The following is a 20,949-nucleotide window of genomic DNA, read 5'->3' on the forward strand; positions in this document are numbered from 1 at the left end:
GACATAAGACCGTTTCGTATTATGCAGCAAAATTTCATGATCCGCCATCCTGGCCGGCCCCGCGCCGCCCGGCGTGGGCTACGGCATACTGACGCCCCATACTGACGCCATTCATGCGCCTATCCGCGCGCCAGGCCCCAATACTCTCGATGACGCTGATCGCACTGAACAAACCCTTCGGCACCATGAGCCAGTTCTCCGCGCACCCGTCGCGCCCGACTCTCGGCGACTGCGTGCAGCGGCCCGGCGTGTATCCGGCGGGAAGGCTCGATGCCGACAGCGAAGGCTTGCTGCTGCTGACCGATGACGGCATCTTGCAGGCGCGCATTGCCGATCCGCATCACAAACTGCCCAAGACATATCTGGCCCAGGTCGAAAACGTGCCCGGCGAAGCCGCCCTGGCGCACCTGCGCAATGGCGTCGACCTCGGAGACTTCCGCACGCTGCCGGCGCGAGCGCGCTGCATCGACGAGCCAGGCTTTCTGTGGCCACGCAATCCGCCGGTGCGATTTCGCGCCGCCATCCCGACCCAATGGCTCGAACTCGAGATCCGCGAGGGCAAGAACCGCCAGGTGCGCCGAATGACCGCGGCGGTGGGATTTCCGACCTTGCGCCTGGTGCGCGTGCAAATTGGCAGGCTCGACCTGCGTACGCTCGGACTCGCGCCAGGGCAATGGTGCGAGATCGACCCGAGCGCGCTCGGCCTGGAAGCCGTAGCCGCGCCACGTCCCCGCGAGATCGTGCGCGGGCGTGGATCGGGGGCGGCGACCAGCCCGGCGGAGCGGCGCCACGCACGCCCTCGCGCAAAAAGTTACAAATATTAACAAGTCGCGAGTCAACGGCTCACCGCCTCGTTTCGTTTTTGACACTGACGCGTCGCATACGAGTCAACTCTTCCGAATCGATTTACCTTCGAGGTTGTTAAGCATGAACAAACTGATCGCTGCTCTGGTTGCCGGCCTGTTCGCCACCGGCGTTTTCGCCCAAGCCGCCGCACCCGCACCGGCAGCCCCGGCTGCTGCAGCGCCTGCCGCCGAAGCACCGGCTGCAAAGCCCGCGACGAAGAGCACCAAGAAGTCCAAGAAGCACGCTCACAGCAAGACCAAGGCTGCTCCGGTTGCCAAGGCTGACGCTGCTGCAACGAAGTAAGAGTTTGCAGGCAGGCCGGGCTTAGCGCCCGGCAAGCAAGGCAGGTTGCCCGCAAGGCGCCTGCCTTTTTTCTTGCCCGCGACAATCAGGCCTGCCGCAACGAAGTGGAATATTTGTCCGTGCCGCTCGCGCGGTAGCTGCGCTATGCTGGCGGCTGTCCCGAACCCGTCATTTGCCGCTCCAACTCATGCGCCCTTTGCTCAAGAACCTGCTCGTCAGCGGCTGCGCCCTCGCCGCCATGGCCGCCGCCTGTGCCCAGTCCCCGGCCAGCTTGCCGGTCAGGCAACTCACCGCTGGCATGTACGCGATCAAGGCGGAAATCGCCGCCACGCCGGAAGCCCGCGAGCTCGGCCTGATGTACCGCAAGACCATGCCCGCCAACGAGGGCATGCTGTTTGTGTTCGAAGAGAAAGCCGGACACTGCTTCTGGATGAAGAATACCGACCTGCCCCTGTCGATCGCCTTCCTGGCCGATGACGGGTCCATCGTCAATATCGAAGACATGGCGCCCCAGACCGAGGACAACCACTGCCCGCGCGCGGCCGTGCGCTACGCGCTGGAGATGAACAAGGGCTGGTTTGCGCAGAAGGGCCTGAAGGCCGGCGCGAAGATCGGCGGCCTGCCGCAGGCGCGCTAAAGAAAAAGGAAAAAGCGGGCGCGCGGCAGCATGGCTGCCACGCCTGCCGGCGACAGGATCAGTCGCGGAAGTTGTTGAAGTCCAGCGGCGCTTCGGGGACATCCTTGCGCAGCAGCGCGATCACGCTCTGCAGATCGTCGCGCTTGGTGCCCGTGACGCGCACCGCGTCACCCTGGATGCTGGCCTGCACCTTGATCTTGCTGTCCTTGATCATCTTGACGATCTTCTTCGACAGGTCGCCGGTGACGCCCTTCTTGATGGTGATGACCTGCTTGACCTTGTCGCCGCCGATGCGCTCGGTCTTGCCGTAGTCGAGGAAGCGCACGTCGACATTGCGCTTGGCCATCTTGCTGATCAGCACGTCCTTGACCTGGCCGAGCTTGAAATCGTCATCGGCGAACGCGGTGAGCTCGTTCTCCTTGTGCTCGACCCGCGAATCCGAACCCTTGAAGTCGAAGCGGTTCGTGATTTCCTTGTTGGCCTGCTCGACCGAGTTCTTCACCTCGATCATGTTCGCTTCGCACACTACGTCAAACGACGGCATTGCATTCTCCTTGTCTTGCTGCGTGTTGCTTATTGCTTGTACCGGGCGCGCGCCGGCTGGCGGCGGCGCTTACGTATAATCCAGCCTACCCTGCAGTCCGGTGCCGTCGACCCCGGCGGGCCGCTTCACCTTTCCCTTGCATGGCAGATTTCCTCGAATTTTATCCCCTGCGCCGCCACAATACATTCGGATTCGACGTGCGCGCGCGCTTTGCGGTGCACGTGCGCAGCGAAGCCGACCTGCTGGCCGCCCTGGCCGATCCCCGCGCGCAAGACCTGCCGCTGGTGGTGCTCGGCGGCGGCAGCAATGTGGTCCTTACGCAGGACCTTGACGCGCTCGTGCTGCTGATGGAGATTCCCGGCTACGCGGTGGCCTCGGCGGATGCCGCCCAGCTTGTGACGGCAGGTGCCGGCGAGAACTGGCATGCGCTGGTCTGCCGCACGATCGCCGACGGCCTTCCGGGCCTGGAAAACCTGGCCCTGATCCCCGGCACCGCGGGCGCGGCGCCGATCCAGAACATCGGCGCCTACGGCGTGGAGCTGCGCGAGCGCTTCGACAGCCTGCGCGCGCTCGACCGCCATAGCGGCGAATTCGTCCATCTGACGCTGGAGCAGTGCCAGTTCGCCTACCGGGACAGCCTGTTCAAGCGTGAGGGTCGGGACCGCTACATCATCACCGCCGTCACCCTGCGCCTGCCGCTGCCGTGGCAGCCAGTGCTGGGCTATGCGGAACTGGCGCGCGAGCTGGCGCAAGATCCTGCGGCGCATCCCACGGCAGACCGCATCCGCGACGCGGTGATCGCGATCCGCGCGCGCAAGCTACCCGATCCGGCCCAGGTCGGCAATGCCGGCAGCTTCTTCAAGAACCCGGTGGTGGGCGCCGAGCAGCGCGACGCGCTGCTGGTGCGGTATCCCAACCTGGTCAGCCACGCCCAGCCAGACGGCAGCTACAAGCTGGCAGCCGGCTGGCTGATCGACCAGTGTGGATTCAAGGGGGTCAGCGACGGCCCGGTGGGCGTCTATGGCAAGCAGGCGCTGGTGCTGGTGCACCACGGCGGCGGCACCGGGCAGGCGCTGCTGGCGCTGGCGCACCGCATCGCCGATGCGGTACAAGCCCGCTTCGGCGTGCGAATCGAACCCGAGCCGGTGGTGCTTTAACCCGTCCGGGCTGCCGTGCTCAACCGAAGTGGCAGACGTAGTCCAGCGTTTCGGTCACTTCGATATCGAAGCTGCTGTCGCCGGGCACATTGAACTGCTGGCCAGCGCCATAGGTTTGCCACTGGTCTTCGCCAGCCAGCTTGACGCGGCACACGCCACCATTGATTTCCATGATCTCCGGGGCGCCGGTGTTGAAGGTCAGCGCGGCGGGGAAGATCACGCCCAGCGTCTTGCGGGTGCCGTCCGGGAACAGCACGGTGTGGCTCACGCACTTGCCGTCGAAGTACAGGTTGGCTTTCTTGACGACGGATACGTTGTCGAACTGGCTCACGCTATTTCTCCTTGATGCTCTTGGTTCTGGATGACTGAATCGGGAATACCGGAGGGCAAGGCGGCGCAAAAAAGGGGCCATGACGGCCCCTCTTCTGTTGCATGCCTGCGGTCTGGCTTACTCGCCGCGCTGGCGGCGAGCGTTTTCGGCGATGCGCATGCGCAGCGCGTTCAGCTTGATGAAGCCGCCGGCGTCGGCCTGGTTGTAGGCGCCGCCGTCATCGTCGAAGGTCGCGATGGTCTTGTCGAACAGCGTGTCCTTGGAGTCGCGGGCGACCACGATCACATTGCCCTTGTACAGCTTGACGCGGACCCAGCCATTGACCTTGGCCTGGGTGTGGTCGATCAGCACTTGCAGCGCGCGGCGCTCCGGGCTCCACCAGTAGCCGTTGTAGATCAGGCTGGCGTAGCGCGGCATCAGGTCGTCCTTCAGGTGAGCCACTTCGCGGTCGAGCGTGATCGACTCGATAGCGCGGTGGGCCTTCAGGATGATGGTGCCGCCAGGGGTTTCGTAGCAGCCACGGCTCTTCATGCCGACGTAGCGGTTTTCCACCAGGTCAAGGCGGCCGATGCCGTGCTTGCCGCCCAGGCGGTTCAGCTCGGTCAGCACTTCAGCCGGGGTCATGCGCTTGCCGTTCAGGCCAACGATGTCGCCGCCCTCGAACTCGACGTCCAGGTACTCGGCCGCGTCCGGTGCGTTCTCCGGCGACACGGTCCAGCGCCACATGTCTTCCTCGGCCTCGGCCTTGGGGTCTTCCAGGTGGCGGCCTTCGAAGGAGATGTGCAGCAGGTTGGCGTCCATCGAGTACGGGGCGCCGCCCTTCTTGTGCTTCATGTCGATTTCGATGCCGGCCTTTTCAGCGTAGGCCAGCAGCTTCTCGCGCGACAACAGGTCCCATTCGCGCCATGGGGCGATGACCTTCACGCCCGGCTCGAGGCCGTAGTAGCCCAGCTCGAAGCGAACCTGGTCGTTGCCCTTGCCGGTAGCGCCGTGCGACACGGCGTCGGCGCCAGTGCTGCGCAGGATCTCGATCTGGCGCTTGGCGATCAGCGGACGCGCGATCGAGGTGCCGAGCAGGTACTCGCCTTCATAGACGGCGTTGGCGCGGAACATCGGGAAGACGAAATCGCGCACGAACTCTTCACGCAGGTCGTCGATGAAGATGTTTTCCGGCTTGATGCCGAACTTGAGCGCCTTCTGGCGTGCAGGTTCGAGTTCCTCGCCCTGGCCGATGTCGGCGGTAAAGGTGACCACCTCGCACTGATAGGTGTCTTGCAGCCACTTCAGGATCACCGAAGTGTCCAGCCCGCCGGAGTAGGCGAGCACGACTTTCTTGATATCGCTCATGTTCGACTCGATGCGAAAAGTAAGCGCGGCCGGCCACAAAGCCAGTCACGCGAGAAAAAGGGATGCGGATAAACCGCTATTTTGACACGTCCGCCCCGGCTTGGGCGGCACTTGCCGAGCCGCGCGAGCATGCGGGCGCCGGATTGGCGCGCCGCATGTGCGCCAATCGCGGCGCCGGGCCGCCAGCGGTCAGTAACGCCCGCAGAGCAGGTATTCCATCAGGGCCTTCTGCACGTGCAGGCGGTTCTCGGCCTCTTCCCAGACCACGCTCTTGGGGCCGTCGATCACGGCGGCCTCGACTTCCTCGCCGCGGTGGGCAGGCAGGCAGTGCATGAACAGGGCATCGTCACCGGCGCGATCCATCATGGCGGTAGTCACCATCCAGTTCTGGAAGGCGCGCTTGCGGGCGTCGTTCTCTGCCTCGTAGCCCATGCTGGTCCACACGTCGGTGGTGACCAGGTCGGCACCCTGGCAGGCGGTCAGCGGATCGTCGAACACCTTGACCAGATGAGCAGCCGTTGCCGGCACCATGGCCGGATCGAGCTGATAGCCGGGAGGCGCGGAGAAATGGAACGTGAAGCCGAGGCGCTCTGCCGCCTGGATCCAGGTGTAGGCCATATTGTTGGCGTCACCGATCCATGCGACGGTCTTGCCGCGGATGCTGCCACGCTGCTCGATGTACGTGAAGACATCGGCCAGCACCTGGCAGGGATGGTATTCGTTGGTCAGCCCGTTGATCACCGGCACGCGCGAATGCGCGGCGAAACGCTCGATGATTTCCTGGCCGAAGGTGCGGATCATGATGATGTCGACCATGCGCGAGATCACCTGCGCCGCATCCTCGATCGGCTCGCCGCGCCCCAGCTGGGAGTCGCGGGTGTTGAGGAAGACGGCATGGCCACCGAGCTGGTGGATGCCGGCCTCGAACGACAAGCGCGTACGAGTCGAGTTTTTCTCGAAGATCATGGACAGCGTGCGGTCGTGCAGCGGATGCCATGTCTCGTAGTTCTTGAACTTGGTCTTCAGAATCCGTGCGCGGTCCAGCAGGTACTCGTACTCGTCGGGAGTCAGGTCGCTGAACTGGAGGTAATGCTTGATCGAAGTTGGGCTCATAAAACAAAGAAGGCGGCTCGGTGGTGGCACGCCGCCATGAAGGGTTCATGACCTGGCCATGCCGCGGAGCCGCCTTTCGCGTCGCTTACGCAATTTAACTGTAAGAATCATAAGGGATTATTGTGGCTTTGGCGAGCATGCACGGCACCTCGCCCGGCACGGAGGCTTATGCGCGAGTCTTATATAAGATATAATACCGGCTGATTCACGCGGGGCCCGGCATACCCATGCCACCGCCCGCTGCCGGCATCAAAAGTGCCCCCGCCGACACCGACGCCCCCGCCGCCACGGCCGGAATGAAACGAACTAATTGTTTCCTGGCCGCGTCAAACGGGCTTCCGTTTGGTCAGTCTGGCGGGTTTACCGTCGAGTCACCCGTCTTATCCCCGCAGTCCCATGAATCCCACAGTTCGCGAATACTTCATCCAAGGCATCACCAAGGAAGGCAAGACCTTCCGCCCAAGCGACTGGGCTGAACGACTGTGCGGCGTGATGGCGCAATTCCGCCCCGAAGGCGACACCGGCGACCCCCGCATCACTTACTCACCCTACGTGCGGCCCGTGATAGCCGGCGGGTTGAAGAGCGTGGTGGTCGATGCGCGGCTGCGCGACATCGAGCCCAAAGCGCTCGACTTCGTGCTCAACTTCGCCCGCGACAACAACCTGCAACTGGTCGAAGCCTGCTCGCTGGAGTGAGCTCGCACTGAAGCAGCTGCGGCATGGCCGCAGCTAGCCGCACACACCCTCAGGACCGGCGCCAGCCCAAAGTACAAAGCAAAAAAAGCTCGTCAAATGACGAGCTTTTTTATCGGCTGGATACCCCGTAAGGAGACCCACCCTGCCGACTGACAACCTGACCAGGACCGTGACACGCCGCCGAAGCGGCGCGGCCAACGCAATGGCCGGCGAACAGCCGGAAGGTGCCTGGCTTGCGCCCGGCACCAGTGCCTATATCAGGCAGCCATCGACTTGATAGCCGACGACAGGCGCGACTTGTGGCGTGCAGCCTTGTTCTTGTGCACGATCTTCTTGTCGGCGATAGCGTCGATGATCGATTGCGAGTTCTTGAAGATCTCGGCAGCAGCAGCCTTGTCGCCGGCTTCGATCGCCTTGCGAACAGCCTTCACTGCGGTACGCAGACGCGAACGCAGGCTGGAGTTATGGGCGTTCTGGGCGACGGCCTGGCGCGCGCGCTTGCGAGCTTGTGCGGAATTTGCCATTTAAGTAGATTTCCTGAATTCAGATGCGTGCCCGACGGGAGGACGGAGCAAACCGCGGACACAATTAAGTGCACATCAAGCGACCCGGGATGCACTGGCACACGAATCCGGAACGCAACTAGCCTTGTGAATCGGCAATTATACACACAAGAAAAAGCGGCTGGCAAGCCGAGCCACGCCTCATCTCGAGCAGGGCGAAGCAAAGGCCGATATACGTGCATATCCGGGCGCCTGCGGGGCCAAACCGTATAATACGCGCCACACCGGCCCCGCCCTCGCGTGGCCTCGATGCAACTTTGGCGCGCGCCCGGCGTCTGAACCCGGTTCGCACCGGCGGTCCGACCCACGCTGCCGCCGCCACCCCTTGCCGCCGAACCATCTTGAACCTGCTCAAAGCGCTCGCCACCATCAGCAGCCTGACGATGCTGTCGCGCATCACAGGCCTCATCCGCGAGATCCTGATCGCGCGTGCCTTCGGCGCCTCGGACATGACCGACGCCTTCAACGTGGCGTTCCGCATCCCCAACCTGCTGCGCCGGATCTTCGGCGAGGGCGCGTTCTCGCAAGCCTTCGTGCCGATCCTGGGTGAATACCACAGCAAGCGTGGCGAAACCGATACCCGCGCGCTGATCGATGCCGTTGCCACGGTCATGACCTGGGTCCTGATGGGCGTCTCGCTGCTTGGCGTGATCGGCGCGCCGGTGGTCATGATGGTCGTCGCCACGGGCTTTCGCCAGCATGGCGGTGAAACCTATGACGCCGCAGTCTTCATGACACGCGTGATGTTTCCCTACATCGGCTTGATCTCACTGGTGGCGCTGGCCTCCGGCATCCTGAACACCTGGCGCCGCTTTGCCATGCCGGCCTTCACCCCGGTGCTGCTCAATATCTGCCTGATCATCGCCGCGCTATTTGTCGGCCCCCATATGGCGCAGCCGATCTACGCGCAGGCCTGGGGCGTGCTGGTGGGCGGCATCCTGCAGCTGGCGGTGCAGATTCCGGCGCTCCGGCGCCTGGGCGTGATGCCGCGCCTGCGCTTGAACCTGCGCGCGGCCTGGGCAGAGCCCGGCGTGCGCCGCGTCATGCGGCAAATGGCGCCGGCGCTGCTGGCGGTCTCGGTGGCCCAGATCAGCCTGATCATCAATACCAATATTGCCTCGCGCCTGGCCGCCGGCAGTGTGTCTTACCTGACCTATGCCGACCGCCTGATGGAATTCCCAACCGCGCTGCTGGGCGTGGCGCTGGGCACCATCTTGCTGCCGAGCCTGTCGAAAGCCAGCGCCGAGGAAAACCGGGCCGAATACTCCGGCCTGCTGGATTGGGGCCTGCGCCTGACCTTCCTGCTGGCCGTGCCATGCGCGGTGGGGCTGTTCGTGTTCGGCGCGCCGCTCACGGCGGTGCTGTTCAACTATGGCAAGTTCGACGCCCATGCGGTGGAAATGACCCGCCAGGCGCTGGTCTCCTACGGCATCGGCCTGCTGGGACTGATCCTGATCAAGATCCTGGCGCCGGGCTTCTATGCCCGCCAGGACATCCGCACACCGGTCAAGATCGCCCTGCTGGTGCTGGTGATCACGCAGTTGTCCAACTACGTGTTCGTGCCGCGCTTTGGCCATGCGGGCCTGGCGTTGTCGATCAGCTTCGGCGCCACCGTCAACGCGCTGCTGCTGTTCCTGGGCCTGCGCAAGCGCGGCTTCTACTCGCCGGCCAAGGGCTGGTGGTTGTTCCTGGCCCAGTTGCTGACCGCCGTAACGCTGCTGGCGGGCATGCTGTTGTGGTTCGCCCGCAACTTCGACTGGGTCGCCCTGGGTGCCACGCCATTGTTGCGTATCGCCCTGCTGGCCTCGTGCCTGGTACTTGCGGCAGTCGTCTACTTCGGTACACTGTGGCTCATGGGGCTGAGATACTCCGCTTTCAAGCGGAGAGCCGGCTAACAAGCCCCCGCCTGCCAAACCTGCCCTTGTCGCCAGTGCCAGACGGCACCGGGCCAGGGGTCGCGGCAGCGCGCGGTGCAGGGTCAAGGCTACTGAGGTTGTGTCAGAATGAGACGAAGCGGTTCTGCCAAGGCGCGCGACCGCGGACGGTACCAACACCCTACCGTTCGGGAACGCACGCCACGCCGCCAGCATTCATCTGGAACAGCCGCCAGGCCGCATTCAGGAACGCCGCAATGACAACCACGAAAGTCCTGGAATACTTTGCCAGTCTCGTGGCAGACGAGAACGGTATCCCGCTGACAGAGACCGTGCTCTCGATCGCCCAGGATGCCTATCCGGACCTGGACCTGCAGGCCGAGCTCGCAGCGCTCGACATGCTCGCGGTACGCCTGAAACGCCGCGTCGCCGAAGGTACGCCGGCCATCCAGCGCATGCGTCTGCTCAATCATTTCTTCTACCGCGACCTGGGCTTCGGCGCCAACGCGAACGACTACTACGACCCCGACAACTCGTACCTGAACGTCGTGCTCAAGCAGCGGCGCGGCATCCCGATTTCGCTGGCGGTACTCTATATGGAACTGGGCCAGCACATTGGGCTGCCGCTCAAGGGCGTGTCCTTCCCTAACCATTTCCTGGTGCGGATGTCGATCCCGGCCGGTGAGGTGGTGGTGGACCCGCTCACCGGCGAGACCTTGTCAAAGGAACAGTTGCAGGAGATGCTCGACCCGCACCTGGAGCGCGAGGGCATCGCGGATCCCAACGAGGTGCCGCTGGGCCTGTTCCTGCAGGTGGCCAGCCACCGCGAGATCGTGGCGCGCATGCTGCGCAATCTCAAGTCGATTTATCTGCAGGAGTCGCGCTGGCAGCGCTTGCTGGCGGTGCAGAACCGCCTGGTGATCCTGCTGCCCGGCTCGATCGAGGAGGTCCGCGACCGCGGGCTTGCGTATGCCAACCTGGAGTGCTTCCGCCCGGCGCTGGCCGACCTGGAAGCCTATGTGATGGCGCGCCCGGATGCGGCCGACACCACGCAGATCCGCGACCGCATGCCGGCGCTGCGCATGATGAGCCGCAGCGTAAGCTGAAAGTAACCTGAGACTCAGGCGGGGGCAGGCCGGGGCCTGCCCCGCTGGCTCAGGAAGGACGGCGCTTGCCGCCCCGCACGAGCTTCCACAGGCCACCCAGCACCAGCGGTACCACAGCCGCGCCGATGCCCGCCAGCACGATCAGGTTCAGGTACTGCTTGATGAACGGCAGGTTGCCGAAGAAGTAGCCGGCAAACACCAGGCCCAGCACCCAGGCCGCCGCGCCGATCACGTTGAACAGCTGGAACTTGGCGAACGTCATCTGCGACACGCCGGCCACGAACGGCGCGAAGGTACGCACGATCGGCAGGAAACGGGCCATCACCAGCATCTTGCCGCCGTGGCGCTCGTAGAAATCGTGCGTCTTGCGCAGCGCCTGCTGGTCCAGGAAGCGCCAATGGCCGTCGAACACTTTCGGCCCGACCCAGCTGCCGACAAAGTAGTTGACCGTATTGCCGCCGATCGCCGCCACCAGCAGCAGGCCGACCAGCGCCCATTCGTTCATGGCGTGCGTGGCGCAGAAGGCGCCGGCGATAAACAACAGGGAATCGCCCGGGAGAAAAGGCAGCACCACAAGCCCGGTCTCCGCGAACACGATGGCAAAGAGGATGGCGTAGACCCACGCACCGTAGTTCTGGATGACGGTGCCTAGGTATTTGTCGACGTGCAGCAGCATGTCGATGAACTGCAATGCGATATCCAATTCGATCCCCGTTCGATAATTTGCCGACATCATACAAGACCGGACAGGCGCCAAAGTCACCTTGCCCAGCCACTTTTCATCCATCGCGCGCCCATGGGCCAGGCGGCGCACCCACGTATAATTCCGCCCATGCCTGCCCAAGCCCCGCACCCAGCCCAGCCGCTCCGTCCCATCCGCCCCCTGCCCGACCAGCTGATCAGCCAGATCGCGGCCGGCGAGGTGGTGGAGCGCCCCGCCTCCGTGGTCAAGGAACTGCTGGAGAACGCGCTGGACGCCGGCGCCACCCAGCTCAACCTCCGCCTGGAGGAAGGTGGCGTGCGCCGCATCGTGATTGCCGACAACGGCTGCGGTATTCCCGCCGATGAGCTGCCGGTCGCGCTCAAGCGCCACGCCACCAGCAAGATCGCCTCGCTGGACGAGCTTGAAGCGGTACTGACGCTCGGTTTTCGCGGCGAAGCACTGGCCTCGATCGCCTCGGTGTCCGAGCTGACCCTGACCAGCCGCACCGCCAGCGATACCCACGCGATGCAGGTGATCGCCGACACCGGTGTGGTACAGCCCGCATCCGGCGGCGTGGGCACCACCGTCGACGTGCAGCACCTTTACTTCAACACGCCAGCGCGCAGAAAGTTCCTGAAATCCGAACAAACCGAGTTTGGCCACTGCCTGGAGATGGTGCGGCGCGCGGCGCTAGCGCGCCCGGACGTGGCCATCTCGGTCCATCACAATGGCAAGCCGATGGAGCACTGGAACGCCGGCGACGTCGCCACGCGCACCGCCCAGGTGCTGGGCGCCGACTTCGCCAATGCCCGGTTGCCACTGGACGAAGAGGCCGGCAGCTTGCACCTGTATGGCTTTGCCGGACTGCCCACCGCCTCGCGCGGGCGCCCGGACCAGCAGTTCTTCTTCGTCAACGGCCGCTACGTGCGTGACAAGCTGCTTACCCACGCGGTGCGCAGTGCTTACCAGGACGTGCTGCACGGCGACCGCTTCCCCTCCTACGTGCTGTGCATGGACCTGCCGCCCGAGATGGTGGACGTGAACGTGCACCCGTCCAAGATCGAAGTGCGTTTCCGCGAATCGCGCTCGGTGCACCAGTTTGTCTACCACGCCGTGCAGCGTTGCCTGGCGCGGCAGGCCGGCGAGCAGGGTGACAGCCTGCATACGTCGGTCGACGCAGCCGATCCGGCGGCGGCCGAGCCGATTGGTGGCGCCGGCGGATTCCCGGGCGCGCGAAGCTTTGGCAGCGGCTCCAGCGGCTCCGGTGGCTTCGCCGGATCGGGCAGAAGCGGCGGCATGGGCGGCGGCGCCAGCCCGCGCCCATGGGTCGACTACACGGCCGCCGCACGGCAGACCGAGCTCGGCGTGGCCCAGCCCCGGCAGGCCTACCTCGGCATGGTGCGCGACGCGATCCAGCCGGGCGGCGGGTTTTCCCGCGGCCAGGCCACCTATGTCCCGCCGGCCGGCCCGGGCGCCACACCCCCGGCCTGGCTGGCCGATGCGCAAGCCGCGCGCGAGAACGACCCGCCCGGCCTGCTGGACCAGTTGGCCCGCCAGGAACTTCCCGAAGACGAGGCCAGCCCGCTGGGCTATGCCATCGCGCAGCTGCACGGCATCTATGTGCTGGCGCAGAACGCGCGCGGCCTGGTGCTGGTGGATATGCACGCCGCCCACGAGCGCATCCTCTACGAGCAGATCAAGGCCGCGCTCGAAGCGCGCGAGCTCGCGGTGCAGTCGCTGCTGATCCCGGTCACGCTCACAGCCAGCCCCGTGGAAATCGGCACGGCCGAGGAGCATCAGGAAACCCTCACCTTGCTCGGCTTCGACATCGCGCAGGTCTCGCCCACCACGCTGGCAATCCGCGCGATTCCCGCTCTGCTCAAGCAGGCCGACACCGAAGCCCTGGCGCGCGACGTGCTGCGCGACCTGCAAGCCTTCGGCGGCTCGCGCGTGCTGGTCGAGCGCCAGAACGAACTGCTGGCCACGCTGGCTTGCCACAGCGCGGTGCGCGCCAACCGCAAGCTCACGCTGGAAGAAATGAACGCGCTGCTGCGCCAGATGGAGCAGACCGAGCGCGCCGACCAGTGCAACCACGGCCGGCCCACCTGGGTGCAGCTGACCGTGGCGGAACTCGATCGCCTGTTCCTGCGCGGGCAGTAAGCCGCGTGCCCGACGACTCGATGACTCGATGACAACCGCCTCACCCAGCGGCACCGCCGCGCCCGCATCAGGCCACGCGCCGGTGGTCTGCCTGCTCGGCCCCACCGCCTCCGGCAAGACCGCCGCGGCACTGGCGCTGGCCGCGCAGACGCCGATCGAGATCATCAGCCTGGACTCGGCCCTGGTCTACCGCGAGATGGACATCGGCACCGCCAAGCCCTCGCCCGCCGAACTGGCCACGGTGCCGCACCACCTGATCGACATCATCGATCCGGCCGATAGCTACTCGGCCGCCCAGTTCGTCACCGACGCCGAGCGGCTGATCGTGGCGATCCGCGCGCGCGGCCGCGAACCGCTGATCGTCGGCGGCACCATGCTGTACTACAAGGCGCTAACGCAGGGCCTGAACGACCTCCCACAAGCCGATCCGGCCCTGCGTGCCGAGCTGGACGCGCTGGCCGCCGAGCGCGGCTGGCCGGCGCTGCACGCCATGCTGGCCGAGGTGGACCCGGTCACCGCGGCGCGCCTCGCGCCCAACGATGCCCAGCGCATCCAGCGCGCACTGGAGATCCACCGCCTGTCCGGCCAGCCCATGTCGGCGCTGCTGGCGCGGCAGGCCGACGAGCGCGCCTTTGCCGGCGCGGCCGACCGACGCTACCGCGTGATCGCGCTGGAGCCGTCGGACCGCGCCGTGCTGCACGCGCGCATCGCCACCCGCTATGACGCCATGCTGGCCGGCGGCTTTATCGAGGAAGTGCAACGGTTGCGCGCGCGCGGCGACCTGCAGCCTGCGCTGCCCGCGATCCGCTGCGTCGGCTACCGGCAGGTGTGGGAATACCTCGACGGCGAGACCGATTTCGACACCATGCGCGAGCGCGGCCTGGCCGCCACCCGGCAGCTCTGCAAGCGCCAGCTGACCTGGCTGCGCAGCACGCCCGAGCGGGAGGTTGTGGACTGCCTGGCGCAGGACTACGTCGCGCAGGTGGCGCGGCTGGCGCGGATCGGGCAAGCGTAGCGTCAATGGGGAATGGGGGGGGGAATGGGGGGGGAATGGGGAACGAGTGTGACGGATAAGCGATAATCTTCGTTTATATCTTGCCGATGACGTCAAATCCCGCCATGCCTGCCACCGATTTCGTACTGCGCCCCGCCACTTCCGACGATTGCGAAACCTTGCTCGCGCTGATCACGGGACTGGCCGAATACGAGAAACTCACCCACCTGGTCGAAGCCACGCCGGAAAAACTGCGCGAGGCACTGTTTGGCCCGCGCCCGCATGCCGAGGCTGTGCTGGTGGAGGTCCCCGGCGCTCAGGGTCCGCAGGCCGTCGGGTTCGCCTTGTTCTTCCACAATTTCTCGACCTTCCTGGCCAAGCCCGGGCTGTATCTGGAAGATCTCTATGTCGACCCCGCCTGGCGCGGCCATGGGCTGGGCAAGGTCCTGCTCAAGCATCTTGCGGCGCTGGCGGTGGAGCGCGGCTGCGGCCGCTTCGAATGGAGCGTGCTGGACTGGAACACGCCTTCCATTGATTTCTACCGGGCAATGGGTGCGGACGTGATGCCGGACTGGCGAATTTGCCGGGTGACCGGGGACGCGCTGGCGAAGCTGGGCGCGACGGAGTAACTCCGCAGACCGTCGCCATTGCAAACGGTCTTGGCCTGTCCCACAGGCTTCGTTCAGCGCCCGGCGGGCATAAAAAAACGGCGCATGCCTGAGCATGCGCCGTTTTTTTATTGGAGCGGGACCGCTCAGACCACGATGGTCTGCGCCTGGCCTTCTTCACGCTCGCGGATCTCGCCGATCTGCCAGACGGCTTCGCCAGCGGCTTGCAGATGGCGAATGGCGCGGTCGGCGTCTTCCTTGGCGACGATCACCACCATGCCGATGCCGCAGTTGAACACGCGGTGCATTTCGTCGTCGGCAACGTTGCCCTGGGCTTGCAGCCACTGGAACAGCGGCGGCAGGGTCCAGGCGTCGCGCTGCAGCACGGCGGTCACGTTCTGCGCCAGTACGCGCGGCACGTTCTCGGTCAGGCCGCCGCCGGTGATGTGGGCCATGCCCTTGACCGGCAGGGTCTCGATCAGCGACAGCAGCGGCTTCACGTAGATGCGGGTGGGCGCCATGATGGCGTCCTGCAGGCGCTGGCCGTGGAAGTCTGCGTTCAGGTCCGGCTTGGCCACTTCGATGATCTTGCGCACCAGCGAGTAGCCGTTGGAGTGCGCGCCCGACGAAGCCAGGCCCAGCACCACGTCGCCCGGCACGATGGTGGTACCGTCGATGATGCGGCTCTTCTCCACGGCGCCGACCGCGAATCCGGCCAGGTCGTACTCGCCATCGGGGTACATGCTGGGCATTTCGGCGGTTTCGCCACCGATCAGCGCGCAGCCGGACAGCTCGCAGCCATGGGCGATGCCCTTGATCACGGTCGCCGCGGTTTCCACGTCGAGCTTGCCGCAGGCGAAGTAGTCGAGGAAGAACAGCGGCTCAGCACCCTGCACCAGGATGTCGTTGACGCTCATGGCGACCAGGTCCTGACCCACGGTGTCGTGGCGGTTCAGCTGGAAGGCCAGCTTGAGCTTGGTGCCCACGCCGTCGGTGCCGGAAACGAGCACCGGTTCCTTGTATTTCTTGGACAACTCGAACAGTGCGCCGAAGCCCCCGATGCCGGCCATCACGCCTTCGCGCATGGTGCGCTTGGCGAACGGCTTGATGCGATCGACGAGCGCGTCGCCCGCGTCGATATCGACGCCGGCATCGCGGTAGGAGAGGCCTGCCTGGCCGGAAGTGGGGGATGCGCTCATGGGAACCTGCTTTTCCTGGAGTATGAAGTGAGGAATGCGGCGCTCACGACGGCGATTTGCGGCCGCGAGTCCAGTAGAATTGCAATTTTAACGGATACGGGCTTCCGGCTTCCAGTTTCCGGTGTTCCGTGTCATGAAGTATTGTCCGCAGCCATTCCCGATGAAGATGATTCCGGCAGCCACCGGCCGTTCTGCCCGCGCCCTACAGGCGGTCAGCGCCTGCCAGCCGCGACGCGTTTACCTGACAGATGATTCGCACAACAAGTAACCGATAAGTCATGTTTCAGCGTCCCAAGCAGCTATCGCTTGAACTTGGCAGTCCGCCGCCCTCGACCTTCGAGAATTTTTTCGTTGCGGTCAACCGCGAGCCGGTGCAGCGCCTGCGCGACCTGGCCACGGCAGTAGCGCAGGAGCGGGCCGCCGACCGCCTGATCTACCTGTGGGGCGAAGTGGGCTCGGGCCGCACCCACCTGCTGCATGCGGTCTGCGACAGTGGCTACCAGGCCGGCATCCGTTGCCGCTACCTGAGCCCGCATCACGCCTTGTCGGACTTCATCTTCGACCCGAGTTGCCAGCTCTACACCGTGGACGATGTGGAACTGCTCGACGAAGCGCGCCAGATCGCCGTGTTCTCGCTGTACAACGAGGTCCGGGCTCACGTGCGCACCGCCATCGTGGTGGCCGGCAGCCAGGCGCCGCTGGCCATGCCGGTGCGCGAGGACCTGCGCACGCGGCTGGGCTGGGGCCTGGTCTATCAGCTGGCACCGCTGTCGGACGAGGACAAGATGGCGGCGCTGGTGCAGGCCGCGCGCGAGCGCGGGCTGCAGCTTTCGCCGGAAATCCCGCACTGGCTGGTCACGCGCAAATACCGCGACATGCCCAGCCTGATGGCGCTGCTGGACGCACTGGACACCTATTCGCTGGAACGCAAGCGCGCCGTCACGCTGCCCCTGCTGCGGGAAATGTTTGCCGAGTTGCGCGAGTGAGCCAGAGCCTGCGCGCCAGCGCGCGTGACCCATGGCATGCACCGTGCTTGCCTTTGTTGGCATCCAGAGACGTTAAGAAAGCTCTCACAGTCACGTTAATGTAAAATCGCCGCCCATGAATCTGGCATTGTTCGACCTCGACCACACCTTGCTCCCGACCGACAGCGACCACGAATGGGGCCGCTTCCTGGTGCGCCTGGGCGTTGTCGACGAGGAATTCTACCGCCGCAGGAACGACGAGTTCTTCGGCCATTACAAGGCTGGCACCCTGGATATCCAGGCTTTCCTGCGTTTCGCGCTGGCGCCGCTGGCGGCCAATCCGCGCGACCGCCTGGAAGCGTTGCGCAGCCAGTTCATGCGTGAAGTGATCGATCCGGTCATCACGCCGCAGGCGCGCGCACTGGTCTACAAGCACCTCGACGCCGGCGACCTGTGCGCCGTGGTCACCGCTACCAATAGTTTCGTCACCGCCCCGATCACGGCGGCTTTCGGTATCAAGCACCTGATCGCCACCGAGCCGGCCACCGCCAACGGCAAGCCCGACGGCGCCTTCACCGGCGAAGTGGATGGCATCCCCAGCTTCCGCGAGGGCAAGATAACCCGGGTGGAAGCCTGGCTAAAGAGCATGGGCACCCATTGGGATGCCTTCGAAAACACCACCTTCTACAGCGACTCGGCCAACGACCTGCCGCTGCTGGAGAAGGTCAGCGAGCCGATCGCCGCCAACCCGGACGATCGCCTGCGTCACCACGCCGCCGCGTCAGGCTGGCGCATCATGGACCTGTTCTGACGTGATCAAAAAGCTAATCAACCGGCTGCTAGGCAAGCCGGGCACCCAGCAGCGCCCCGTCAAACGCCGCGGCCAGCGCGCCCATGCGCCGAATATCGTTGCGCATGCCGAGCACCAGATCGACCAGTCGCTGATCTCGCGCAACGCCATCAAGGTCACCTCCACGCTGCAGCAGGCGGGCTACGAGGCGTTTATCGTCGGCGGCGCGGTGCGCGACCTGCTGCTGGGCATCAAGCCCAAGGACTTCGACGTCGCCACCAACGCCACGCCTGACCAGGTGCAGGCGCTGTTCCGCCGCTCGCGCATCATCGGCCGGCGCTTCCAGATCGTGCACGTGACGTTCTATGGCGGGCGCGAGCAGGAAATCATTGAAGTCTCCACCTTCCGCGCGCTGGTCGACGCGGTCGCCAGCGAGACCTTGCCCGAAGGGCGCCGCCTCAAGCGCTCCGAGCTCGACAGCAAGACCCACGCGATCGATGCCTCTGGCCGCGTGCTGCGCGACAACGTGTGGGGCTCGCAGGCCGAAGACGCGGAACGCCGCGACTTCACCATCAACGCGATGTACTACGACCCCGCCCAGCAACTGGTGTACGACTACCACCAGGGCATGGAGGACATCCGCGCACGCACGCTGCGCATGATCGGCGATCCGGTCACACGCTACCGCGAAGACCCCATCCGCATGCTGCGCGTGGTGCGCTTCGCCGCCAAGACCGGGTTCACGATCGACGAGGACACCCGCCAGCCGATCGCCGACCTGGCCTCGCTGATCCACAATGTGCCCAGCGCGCGCCTGTTCGACGAGATGCTCAAGCTGCTGATGTCAGGCCATGCCTGGGCGTCGCTGCAGGAGCTGCGCAAGGCTGGCCTGCACCGCGGCCTGCTGCCGCTGCTGGATGTCGCGCTGGAGCAGCCGATGGGCCAGCGCTTCGTGCAACTGGCGCTGGACAACACGGACCAGCGTGTGCAGGTAGGCAAGCCGGTCTCGCCGGGCTTCCTGTTTGCCGCGCTGCTTTGGCACCACGTGCTGCAGCGTTGGACCACGCTGCGCGAGCAAGGCGAACACGCCATCGCCGCGCTCAATATCGCCATGGACGACGTGCTGGAACGCCAGACCGGCCAGCTCGCCATCCAGCGCCGCTTTGTCACCGACATGCGGGACATCTGGGGCATGCAGCCGCGCTTCGAGAAGCGCGTGGGCCGCATGCCGTTCCGCCTGATCGAATCGCCGCGCTTCCGTGCCGGCTTCGATTTCCTCTACCTGCGCTGCGAATCCGGCGAGCAGCCGGCCGAGCTGGCGAAATGGTGGCAAGACTTCCAGGATGCCGATAGCCACGGCCGCGAGGACCTGATCGAGGCAGTGCGCCCGGTGCGCGGCGCCGGCAAGCAAGGCGGCGGCGGCAGCGGCGGCGCGGGCGATGCCGAAGGCTTTGAACCCGCCGGAGATGGCGATAGCAGCGACAGCGGCGGCCCGGCACGCAAGAAGCGCCGCCGGCGCAGTCCGCGGAAATCGGATAAAGTTTCTCCGCGGAGTGATATGGACGCGAGCCAGGAATCCGGCTCCACTGCAGACCGGAAAACCGGCAAGGTACGCGTCCAGCCGGAGGAATCGTAATGACACTTGCCTTTATCGGCATCGGAGCCAACCTGGGTGACGCCCGGCAGGCTCTGAAAGATGCCATCGTGTGCCTGGCCCAGCAGGTCGGCATCACGGTGCTGGCGAGATCGTCGCTCTATCGCACGGCCCCGGTCGATGCGACGGGCAACGACTATTACAACGCGGTGGTCAAGGTGGAGACCTCGTTCACCGCCGCCCAGCTATTGCGCATCTGTCACCACATCGAGGATCAGTTTGGCCGCGAGCGGCCTTTCCGCAACGCACCACGCACCCTCGACCTGGACCTGCTGGTCTTTGGCGACGAAATCCACCAGGACGAAAAGCTGGTGGTGCCGCATCCACGCCTGGCCGAACGCGCCTTCACGCTGGTGCCGCTGCTTGAGCTGGATGCCGAACTGGTTGTCCCCGGCCTTGGCCGCGCGGCGGATTACCTGGCCGCGGTCAGCACGCAGCGCGTCGAGAAGGTCTCCTTTTGCAAGTGCACGCGGCAACTGGACGCGCGCAGCGATTCCTGAAGCCATGGCCGGCAGCGGCAAGCCGGCCCCGCTTTATCCGCCCTGTACTGTGTAGTTCCCCCTAGCCGACCGGACCCGCCCATGCTCGAACACCTGCGCCGCATTGTGGTGGAAGGCCCCATCGGAGCCGGCAAGACCGCGCTCGCGCAACGCCTGGCGCAAACCCTGCGCACCGGCGAATTGCTCGATGCTGCGCGCGAAAACCCCTTCCTGGAACGCTACTACCGCGAGCCCGCGCGATACGCGCTGCCGCTGCAGCTGTCGCTGATGAACCAGCGCGCGCAGCAGCTCAAGGCTTGGCAGGCGGCACTGCTGGCGGGCCAGCGCGTGGTAGGCGATTTCCTGCACACCCGGGACCGCCTCTACGCCGGGCTGACCCTGCCCGAGGACGAACTCGCGCTGTACGACGCCCTCGCCGCGCGCCTGCCGGCCCAAGGCCAGCGTGTAGACCTCGTCATCGTGCTGCAGGCCTCACCTGCCCTGCTGCGCGAGCGCATCGCCCGGCGCAACGCGCCTGGCGAGTCCAGCATCGACGATGCCTATCTGGAGCGATTGTCGGATGCCTACGGCGAGCTGTTCCATCGCTACGACGAAGCACCGGTCATGATCGTCGACACCGCCCACTTCAGCCCGGTAGACAACGACGCCGATTTCCGTACACTACTGTCGCGCATCGAAAACATGCGTGGCCGCAAGGCCTTTCTCAATCTCGCTGCGCCCTGACAGGCTCTCCCGCCTGCCAGCCTTCACCATAACGACAGCAGTCGCTGCCGCGAATCCCGTGGCCCCATCCTGGGGCCGAGCGCCTCGCGCAGTACGAACTGAAAGGGGCAAAGGCCTTGCCGCACGGATGCAGATG

General features: G+C 65.3%; 22 protein-coding genes. 15 read left to right on the forward strand and 7 right to left on the reverse strand.

Annotation, left to right across the window (positions count from 1 at the left end; genetic code table 11):
• Positions 1 to 149 precede the first annotated feature (149 nt).
• From AC1Q7Q_RS06750 to AC1Q7Q_RS06760, 3 genes are all read left to right on the forward strand, one after another.
• A complete protein-coding gene (locus AC1Q7Q_RS06750) occupies positions 150 to 824 on the forward strand; it encodes a pseudouridine synthase (RefSeq protein WP_492373102.1) in 675 nt (224 codons plus the stop codon).
• Between the two features lie 103 nt (positions 825 to 927).
• The gene (locus AC1Q7Q_RS06755) at positions 928 to 1,149 is read left to right on the forward strand and encodes a hypothetical protein (RefSeq protein WP_416049626.1); all 222 of its coding nucleotides are present in this window, start codon (positions 928 to 930) and stop codon (positions 1,147 to 1,149) included.
• Between the two features lie 187 nt (positions 1,150 to 1,336).
• Positions 1,337 to 1,786: a DUF192 domain-containing protein gene (locus tag AC1Q7Q_RS06760; RefSeq protein ID WP_492373103.1), complete on the forward strand. Its 450-nt coding sequence runs from the start codon at positions 1,337 to 1,339 to the stop codon at positions 1,784 to 1,786.
• A gap of 58 nt (positions 1,787 to 1,844) precedes the next feature.
• Here the strand turns inward: AC1Q7Q_RS06760 and AC1Q7Q_RS06765 are convergent, their stop codons facing one another.
• Entirely contained in the window at positions 1,845 to 2,330 is a 486-nt protein-coding gene (locus AC1Q7Q_RS06765; RefSeq protein ID WP_006157531.1) for a YajQ family cyclic di-GMP-binding protein, read from the reverse strand.
• Positions 2,331 to 2,470: 140 nt separating this feature from the next.
• Here AC1Q7Q_RS06765 and murB point away from each other — a divergent pair, with 140 nt between their 5' ends.
• Positions 2,471 to 3,487, forward strand: a complete 1,017-nt coding sequence (gene murB / locus AC1Q7Q_RS06770; RefSeq protein WP_492373104.1) for a UDP-N-acetylmuramate dehydrogenase — start codon at positions 2,471 to 2,473, stop codon at positions 3,485 to 3,487.
• A 19-nt stretch (positions 3,488 to 3,506) separates the two neighbouring features.
• On the opposite strand, the gene ppnP is transcribed toward murB, so the two are convergent.
• The 3 genes from ppnP to argF all read right to left on the reverse strand — a co-directional run bounded on the left by ppnP (position 3,507) and on the right by argF (position 6,278).
• Entirely contained in the window at positions 3,507 to 3,818 is a 312-nt protein-coding gene (ppnP, locus tag AC1Q7Q_RS06775) for a pyrimidine/purine nucleoside phosphorylase (RefSeq protein ID WP_043349354.1), read from the reverse strand.
• Between the two features lie 117 nt (positions 3,819 to 3,935).
• Positions 3,936 to 5,165, reverse strand: coding sequence for an argininosuccinate synthase (locus AC1Q7Q_RS06780; RefSeq protein WP_035867543.1), 1,230 nt, complete (start codon positions 5,163 to 5,165; stop codon positions 3,936 to 3,938).
• A gap of 189 nt (positions 5,166 to 5,354) precedes the next feature.
• Entirely contained in the window at positions 5,355 to 6,278 is a 924-nt protein-coding gene (gene argF, locus AC1Q7Q_RS06785) for an ornithine carbamoyltransferase (RefSeq protein ID WP_043349360.1), read from the reverse strand.
• 396 nt (positions 6,279 to 6,674) lie between these two features.
• Between argF and AC1Q7Q_RS06790 the strand changes: the two genes are divergently transcribed.
• Positions 6,675 to 6,974: a DUF3579 domain-containing protein gene (locus AC1Q7Q_RS06790; protein ID WP_043349364.1), complete on the forward strand. Its 300-nt coding sequence runs from the start codon at positions 6,675 to 6,677 to the stop codon at positions 6,972 to 6,974.
• A 257-nt stretch (positions 6,975 to 7,231) separates the two neighbouring features.
• On the opposite strand, the gene rpsT is transcribed toward AC1Q7Q_RS06790, so the two are convergent.
• Positions 7,232 to 7,498: a 30S ribosomal protein S20 gene (rpsT, locus tag AC1Q7Q_RS06795; RefSeq protein ID WP_006157537.1), complete on the reverse strand. Its 267-nt coding sequence runs from the start codon at positions 7,496 to 7,498 to the stop codon at positions 7,232 to 7,234.
• A 380-nt stretch (positions 7,499 to 7,878) separates the two neighbouring features.
• Between rpsT and murJ the strand changes: the two genes are divergently transcribed.
• Both murJ and AC1Q7Q_RS06805 read left to right on the forward strand, forming a co-directional pair.
• Positions 7,879 to 9,432 carry a murein biosynthesis integral membrane protein MurJ gene (gene murJ, locus AC1Q7Q_RS06800; RefSeq protein ID WP_043349366.1) on the forward strand — a complete coding sequence of 518 codons (1,554 nt, stop codon included), beginning with the start codon at positions 7,879 to 7,881 and terminating at the stop codon, positions 9,430 to 9,432.
• A 236-nt stretch (positions 9,433 to 9,668) separates the two neighbouring features.
• Complete coding sequence (locus AC1Q7Q_RS06805; protein WP_150985991.1) at positions 9,669 to 10,517, forward strand: SirB1 family protein; 849 nt, start codon at positions 9,669 to 9,671, stop codon at positions 10,515 to 10,517.
• A 49-nt stretch (positions 10,518 to 10,566) separates the two neighbouring features.
• Here the strand turns inward: AC1Q7Q_RS06805 and AC1Q7Q_RS06810 are convergent, their stop codons facing one another.
• Complete coding sequence (locus AC1Q7Q_RS06810; protein WP_241754543.1) at positions 10,567 to 11,193, reverse strand: VTT domain-containing protein; 627 nt, start codon at positions 11,191 to 11,193, stop codon at positions 10,567 to 10,569.
• Positions 11,194 to 11,349: 156 nt separating this feature from the next.
• On the opposite strand from AC1Q7Q_RS06810, the gene mutL reads away from it, so the two are divergent.
• The 3 genes from mutL (at position 11,350) to AC1Q7Q_RS06825 (ending at position 15,003) form a co-directional block, all read left to right on the forward strand.
• On the forward strand, positions 11,350 to 13,380 hold the full coding sequence (gene mutL, locus AC1Q7Q_RS06815) for a DNA mismatch repair endonuclease MutL (protein WP_492373105.1): 2,031 nt from the start codon (positions 11,350 to 11,352) through the stop codon (positions 13,378 to 13,380).
• Between the two features lie 28 nt (positions 13,381 to 13,408).
• Complete coding sequence (gene miaA / locus AC1Q7Q_RS06820) at positions 13,409 to 14,395, forward strand: tRNA (adenosine(37)-N6)-dimethylallyltransferase MiaA (protein WP_492373106.1); 987 nt, start codon at positions 13,409 to 13,411, stop codon at positions 14,393 to 14,395.
• Positions 14,396 to 14,499: 104 nt separating this feature from the next.
• Positions 14,500 to 15,003 (forward strand): GNAT family N-acetyltransferase, encoded by a 504-nt coding sequence (locus AC1Q7Q_RS06825; RefSeq protein ID WP_416049631.1) that lies wholly within the window; start codon positions 14,500 to 14,502, stop codon positions 15,001 to 15,003.
• 125 nt (positions 15,004 to 15,128) lie between these two features.
• On the opposite strand, the gene purM is transcribed toward AC1Q7Q_RS06825, so the two are convergent.
• Positions 15,129 to 16,181, reverse strand: a complete 1,053-nt coding sequence (gene purM, locus AC1Q7Q_RS06830) for a phosphoribosylformylglycinamidine cyclo-ligase (protein ID WP_183035224.1) — start codon at positions 16,179 to 16,181, stop codon at positions 15,129 to 15,131.
• 278 nt (positions 16,182 to 16,459) lie between these two features.
• Here purM and hda point away from each other — a divergent pair, with 278 nt between their 5' ends.
• The 5 genes from hda to AC1Q7Q_RS06855 all read left to right on the forward strand — a co-directional run bounded on the left by hda (position 16,460) and on the right by AC1Q7Q_RS06855 (position 20,813).
• On the forward strand, positions 16,460 to 17,167 hold the full coding sequence (gene hda, locus AC1Q7Q_RS06835; RefSeq protein ID WP_043349383.1) for a DnaA regulatory inactivator Hda: 708 nt from the start codon (positions 16,460 to 16,462) through the stop codon (positions 17,165 to 17,167).
• Between the two features lie 115 nt (positions 17,168 to 17,282).
• The gene (locus AC1Q7Q_RS06840) at positions 17,283 to 17,957 is read left to right on the forward strand and encodes a histidinol-phosphatase (protein ID WP_492372978.1); all 675 of its coding nucleotides are present in this window, start codon (positions 17,283 to 17,285) and stop codon (positions 17,955 to 17,957) included.
• A gap of 1 nt (position 17,958) precedes the next feature.
• Positions 17,959 to 19,572 carry a polynucleotide adenylyltransferase PcnB gene (pcnB, locus tag AC1Q7Q_RS06845; RefSeq protein WP_492372977.1) on the forward strand — a complete coding sequence of 538 codons (1,614 nt, stop codon included), beginning with the start codon at positions 17,959 to 17,961 and terminating at the stop codon, positions 19,570 to 19,572.
• Positions 19,572 to 20,090 carry a 2-amino-4-hydroxy-6-hydroxymethyldihydropteridine diphosphokinase gene (gene folK, locus AC1Q7Q_RS06850; protein ID WP_492372976.1) on the forward strand — a complete coding sequence of 173 codons (519 nt, stop codon included), beginning with the start codon at positions 19,572 to 19,574 and terminating at the stop codon, positions 20,088 to 20,090. Before pcnB ends, folK begins: the two co-directional genes overlap by 1 nt.
• Before the next feature lie 81 nt (positions 20,091 to 20,171).
• On the forward strand, positions 20,172 to 20,813 hold the full coding sequence (locus AC1Q7Q_RS06855; protein ID WP_492372975.1) for a deoxynucleoside kinase: 642 nt from the start codon (positions 20,172 to 20,174) through the stop codon (positions 20,811 to 20,813).
• Positions 20,814 to 20,949: the final 136 nt, after the last annotated feature.

The organism is Cupriavidus sp. GW823-FHT07A04, from assembly GCF_058794615.1.

Bases quoted from the DNA above. Each gene is read 5' to 3' on its own strand.
- AC1Q7Q_RS06825 (WP_416049631.1), top strand. From the start codon at position 14,500: ATGCCTGCCACCGATTTCGTACTGCGCCCCGCCACTTCCGACGATTGC.
- murB (WP_492373104.1), top strand. From the start codon at position 2,471: ATGGCAGATTTCCTCGAATTTTATCCCCTGCGCCGCCACAATACATTC.
- AC1Q7Q_RS06790 (WP_043349364.1), top strand. From the start codon at position 6,675: ATGAATCCCACAGTTCGCGAATACTTCATCCAAGGCATCACCAAGGAA.
- AC1Q7Q_RS06840 (WP_492372978.1), top strand. From the start codon at position 17,283: ATGAATCTGGCATTGTTCGACCTCGACCACACCTTGCTCCCGACCGAC.
- AC1Q7Q_RS06755 (WP_416049626.1), top strand. From the start codon at position 928: ATGAACAAACTGATCGCTGCTCTGGTTGCCGGCCTGTTCGCCACCGGC.
- AC1Q7Q_RS06810 (WP_241754543.1), bottom strand. From the start codon at position 11,193: ATGCTGCTGCACGTCGACAAATACCTAGGCACCGTCATCCAGAACTAC.
- miaA (WP_492373106.1), top strand. From the start codon at position 13,409: ATGACAACCGCCTCACCCAGCGGCACCGCCGCGCCCGCATCAGGCCAC.
- rpsT (WP_006157537.1), bottom strand. From the start codon at position 7,498: ATGGCAAATTCCGCACAAGCTCGCAAGCGCGCGCGCCAGGCCGTCGCC.
- mutL (WP_492373105.1), top strand. From the start codon at position 11,350: ATGCCTGCCCAAGCCCCGCACCCAGCCCAGCCGCTCCGTCCCATCCGC.
- hda (WP_043349383.1), top strand. From the start codon at position 16,460: ATGTTTCAGCGTCCCAAGCAGCTATCGCTTGAACTTGGCAGTCCGCCG.
- AC1Q7Q_RS06855 (WP_492372975.1), top strand. From the start codon at position 20,172: ATGCTCGAACACCTGCGCCGCATTGTGGTGGAAGGCCCCATCGGAGCC.
- AC1Q7Q_RS06780 (WP_035867543.1), bottom strand. From the start codon at position 5,165: ATGAGCGATATCAAGAAAGTCGTGCTCGCCTACTCCGGCGGGCTGGAC.
- AC1Q7Q_RS06760 (WP_492373103.1), top strand. From the start codon at position 1,337: ATGCGCCCTTTGCTCAAGAACCTGCTCGTCAGCGGCTGCGCCCTCGCC.
- AC1Q7Q_RS06805 (WP_150985991.1), top strand. From the start codon at position 9,669: ATGACAACCACGAAAGTCCTGGAATACTTTGCCAGTCTCGTGGCAGAC.
- folK (WP_492372976.1), top strand. From the start codon at position 19,572: ATGACACTTGCCTTTATCGGCATCGGAGCCAACCTGGGTGACGCCCGG.
- AC1Q7Q_RS06750 (WP_492373102.1), top strand. From the start codon at position 150: ATGACGCTGATCGCACTGAACAAACCCTTCGGCACCATGAGCCAGTTC.
- AC1Q7Q_RS06765 (WP_006157531.1), bottom strand. From the start codon at position 2,330: ATGCCGTCGTTTGACGTAGTGTGCGAAGCGAACATGATCGAGGTGAAG.
- argF (WP_043349360.1), bottom strand. From the start codon at position 6,278: ATGAGCCCAACTTCGATCAAGCATTACCTCCAGTTCAGCGACCTGACT.
- purM (WP_183035224.1), bottom strand. From the start codon at position 16,181: ATGAGCGCATCCCCCACTTCCGGCCAGGCAGGCCTCTCCTACCGCGAT.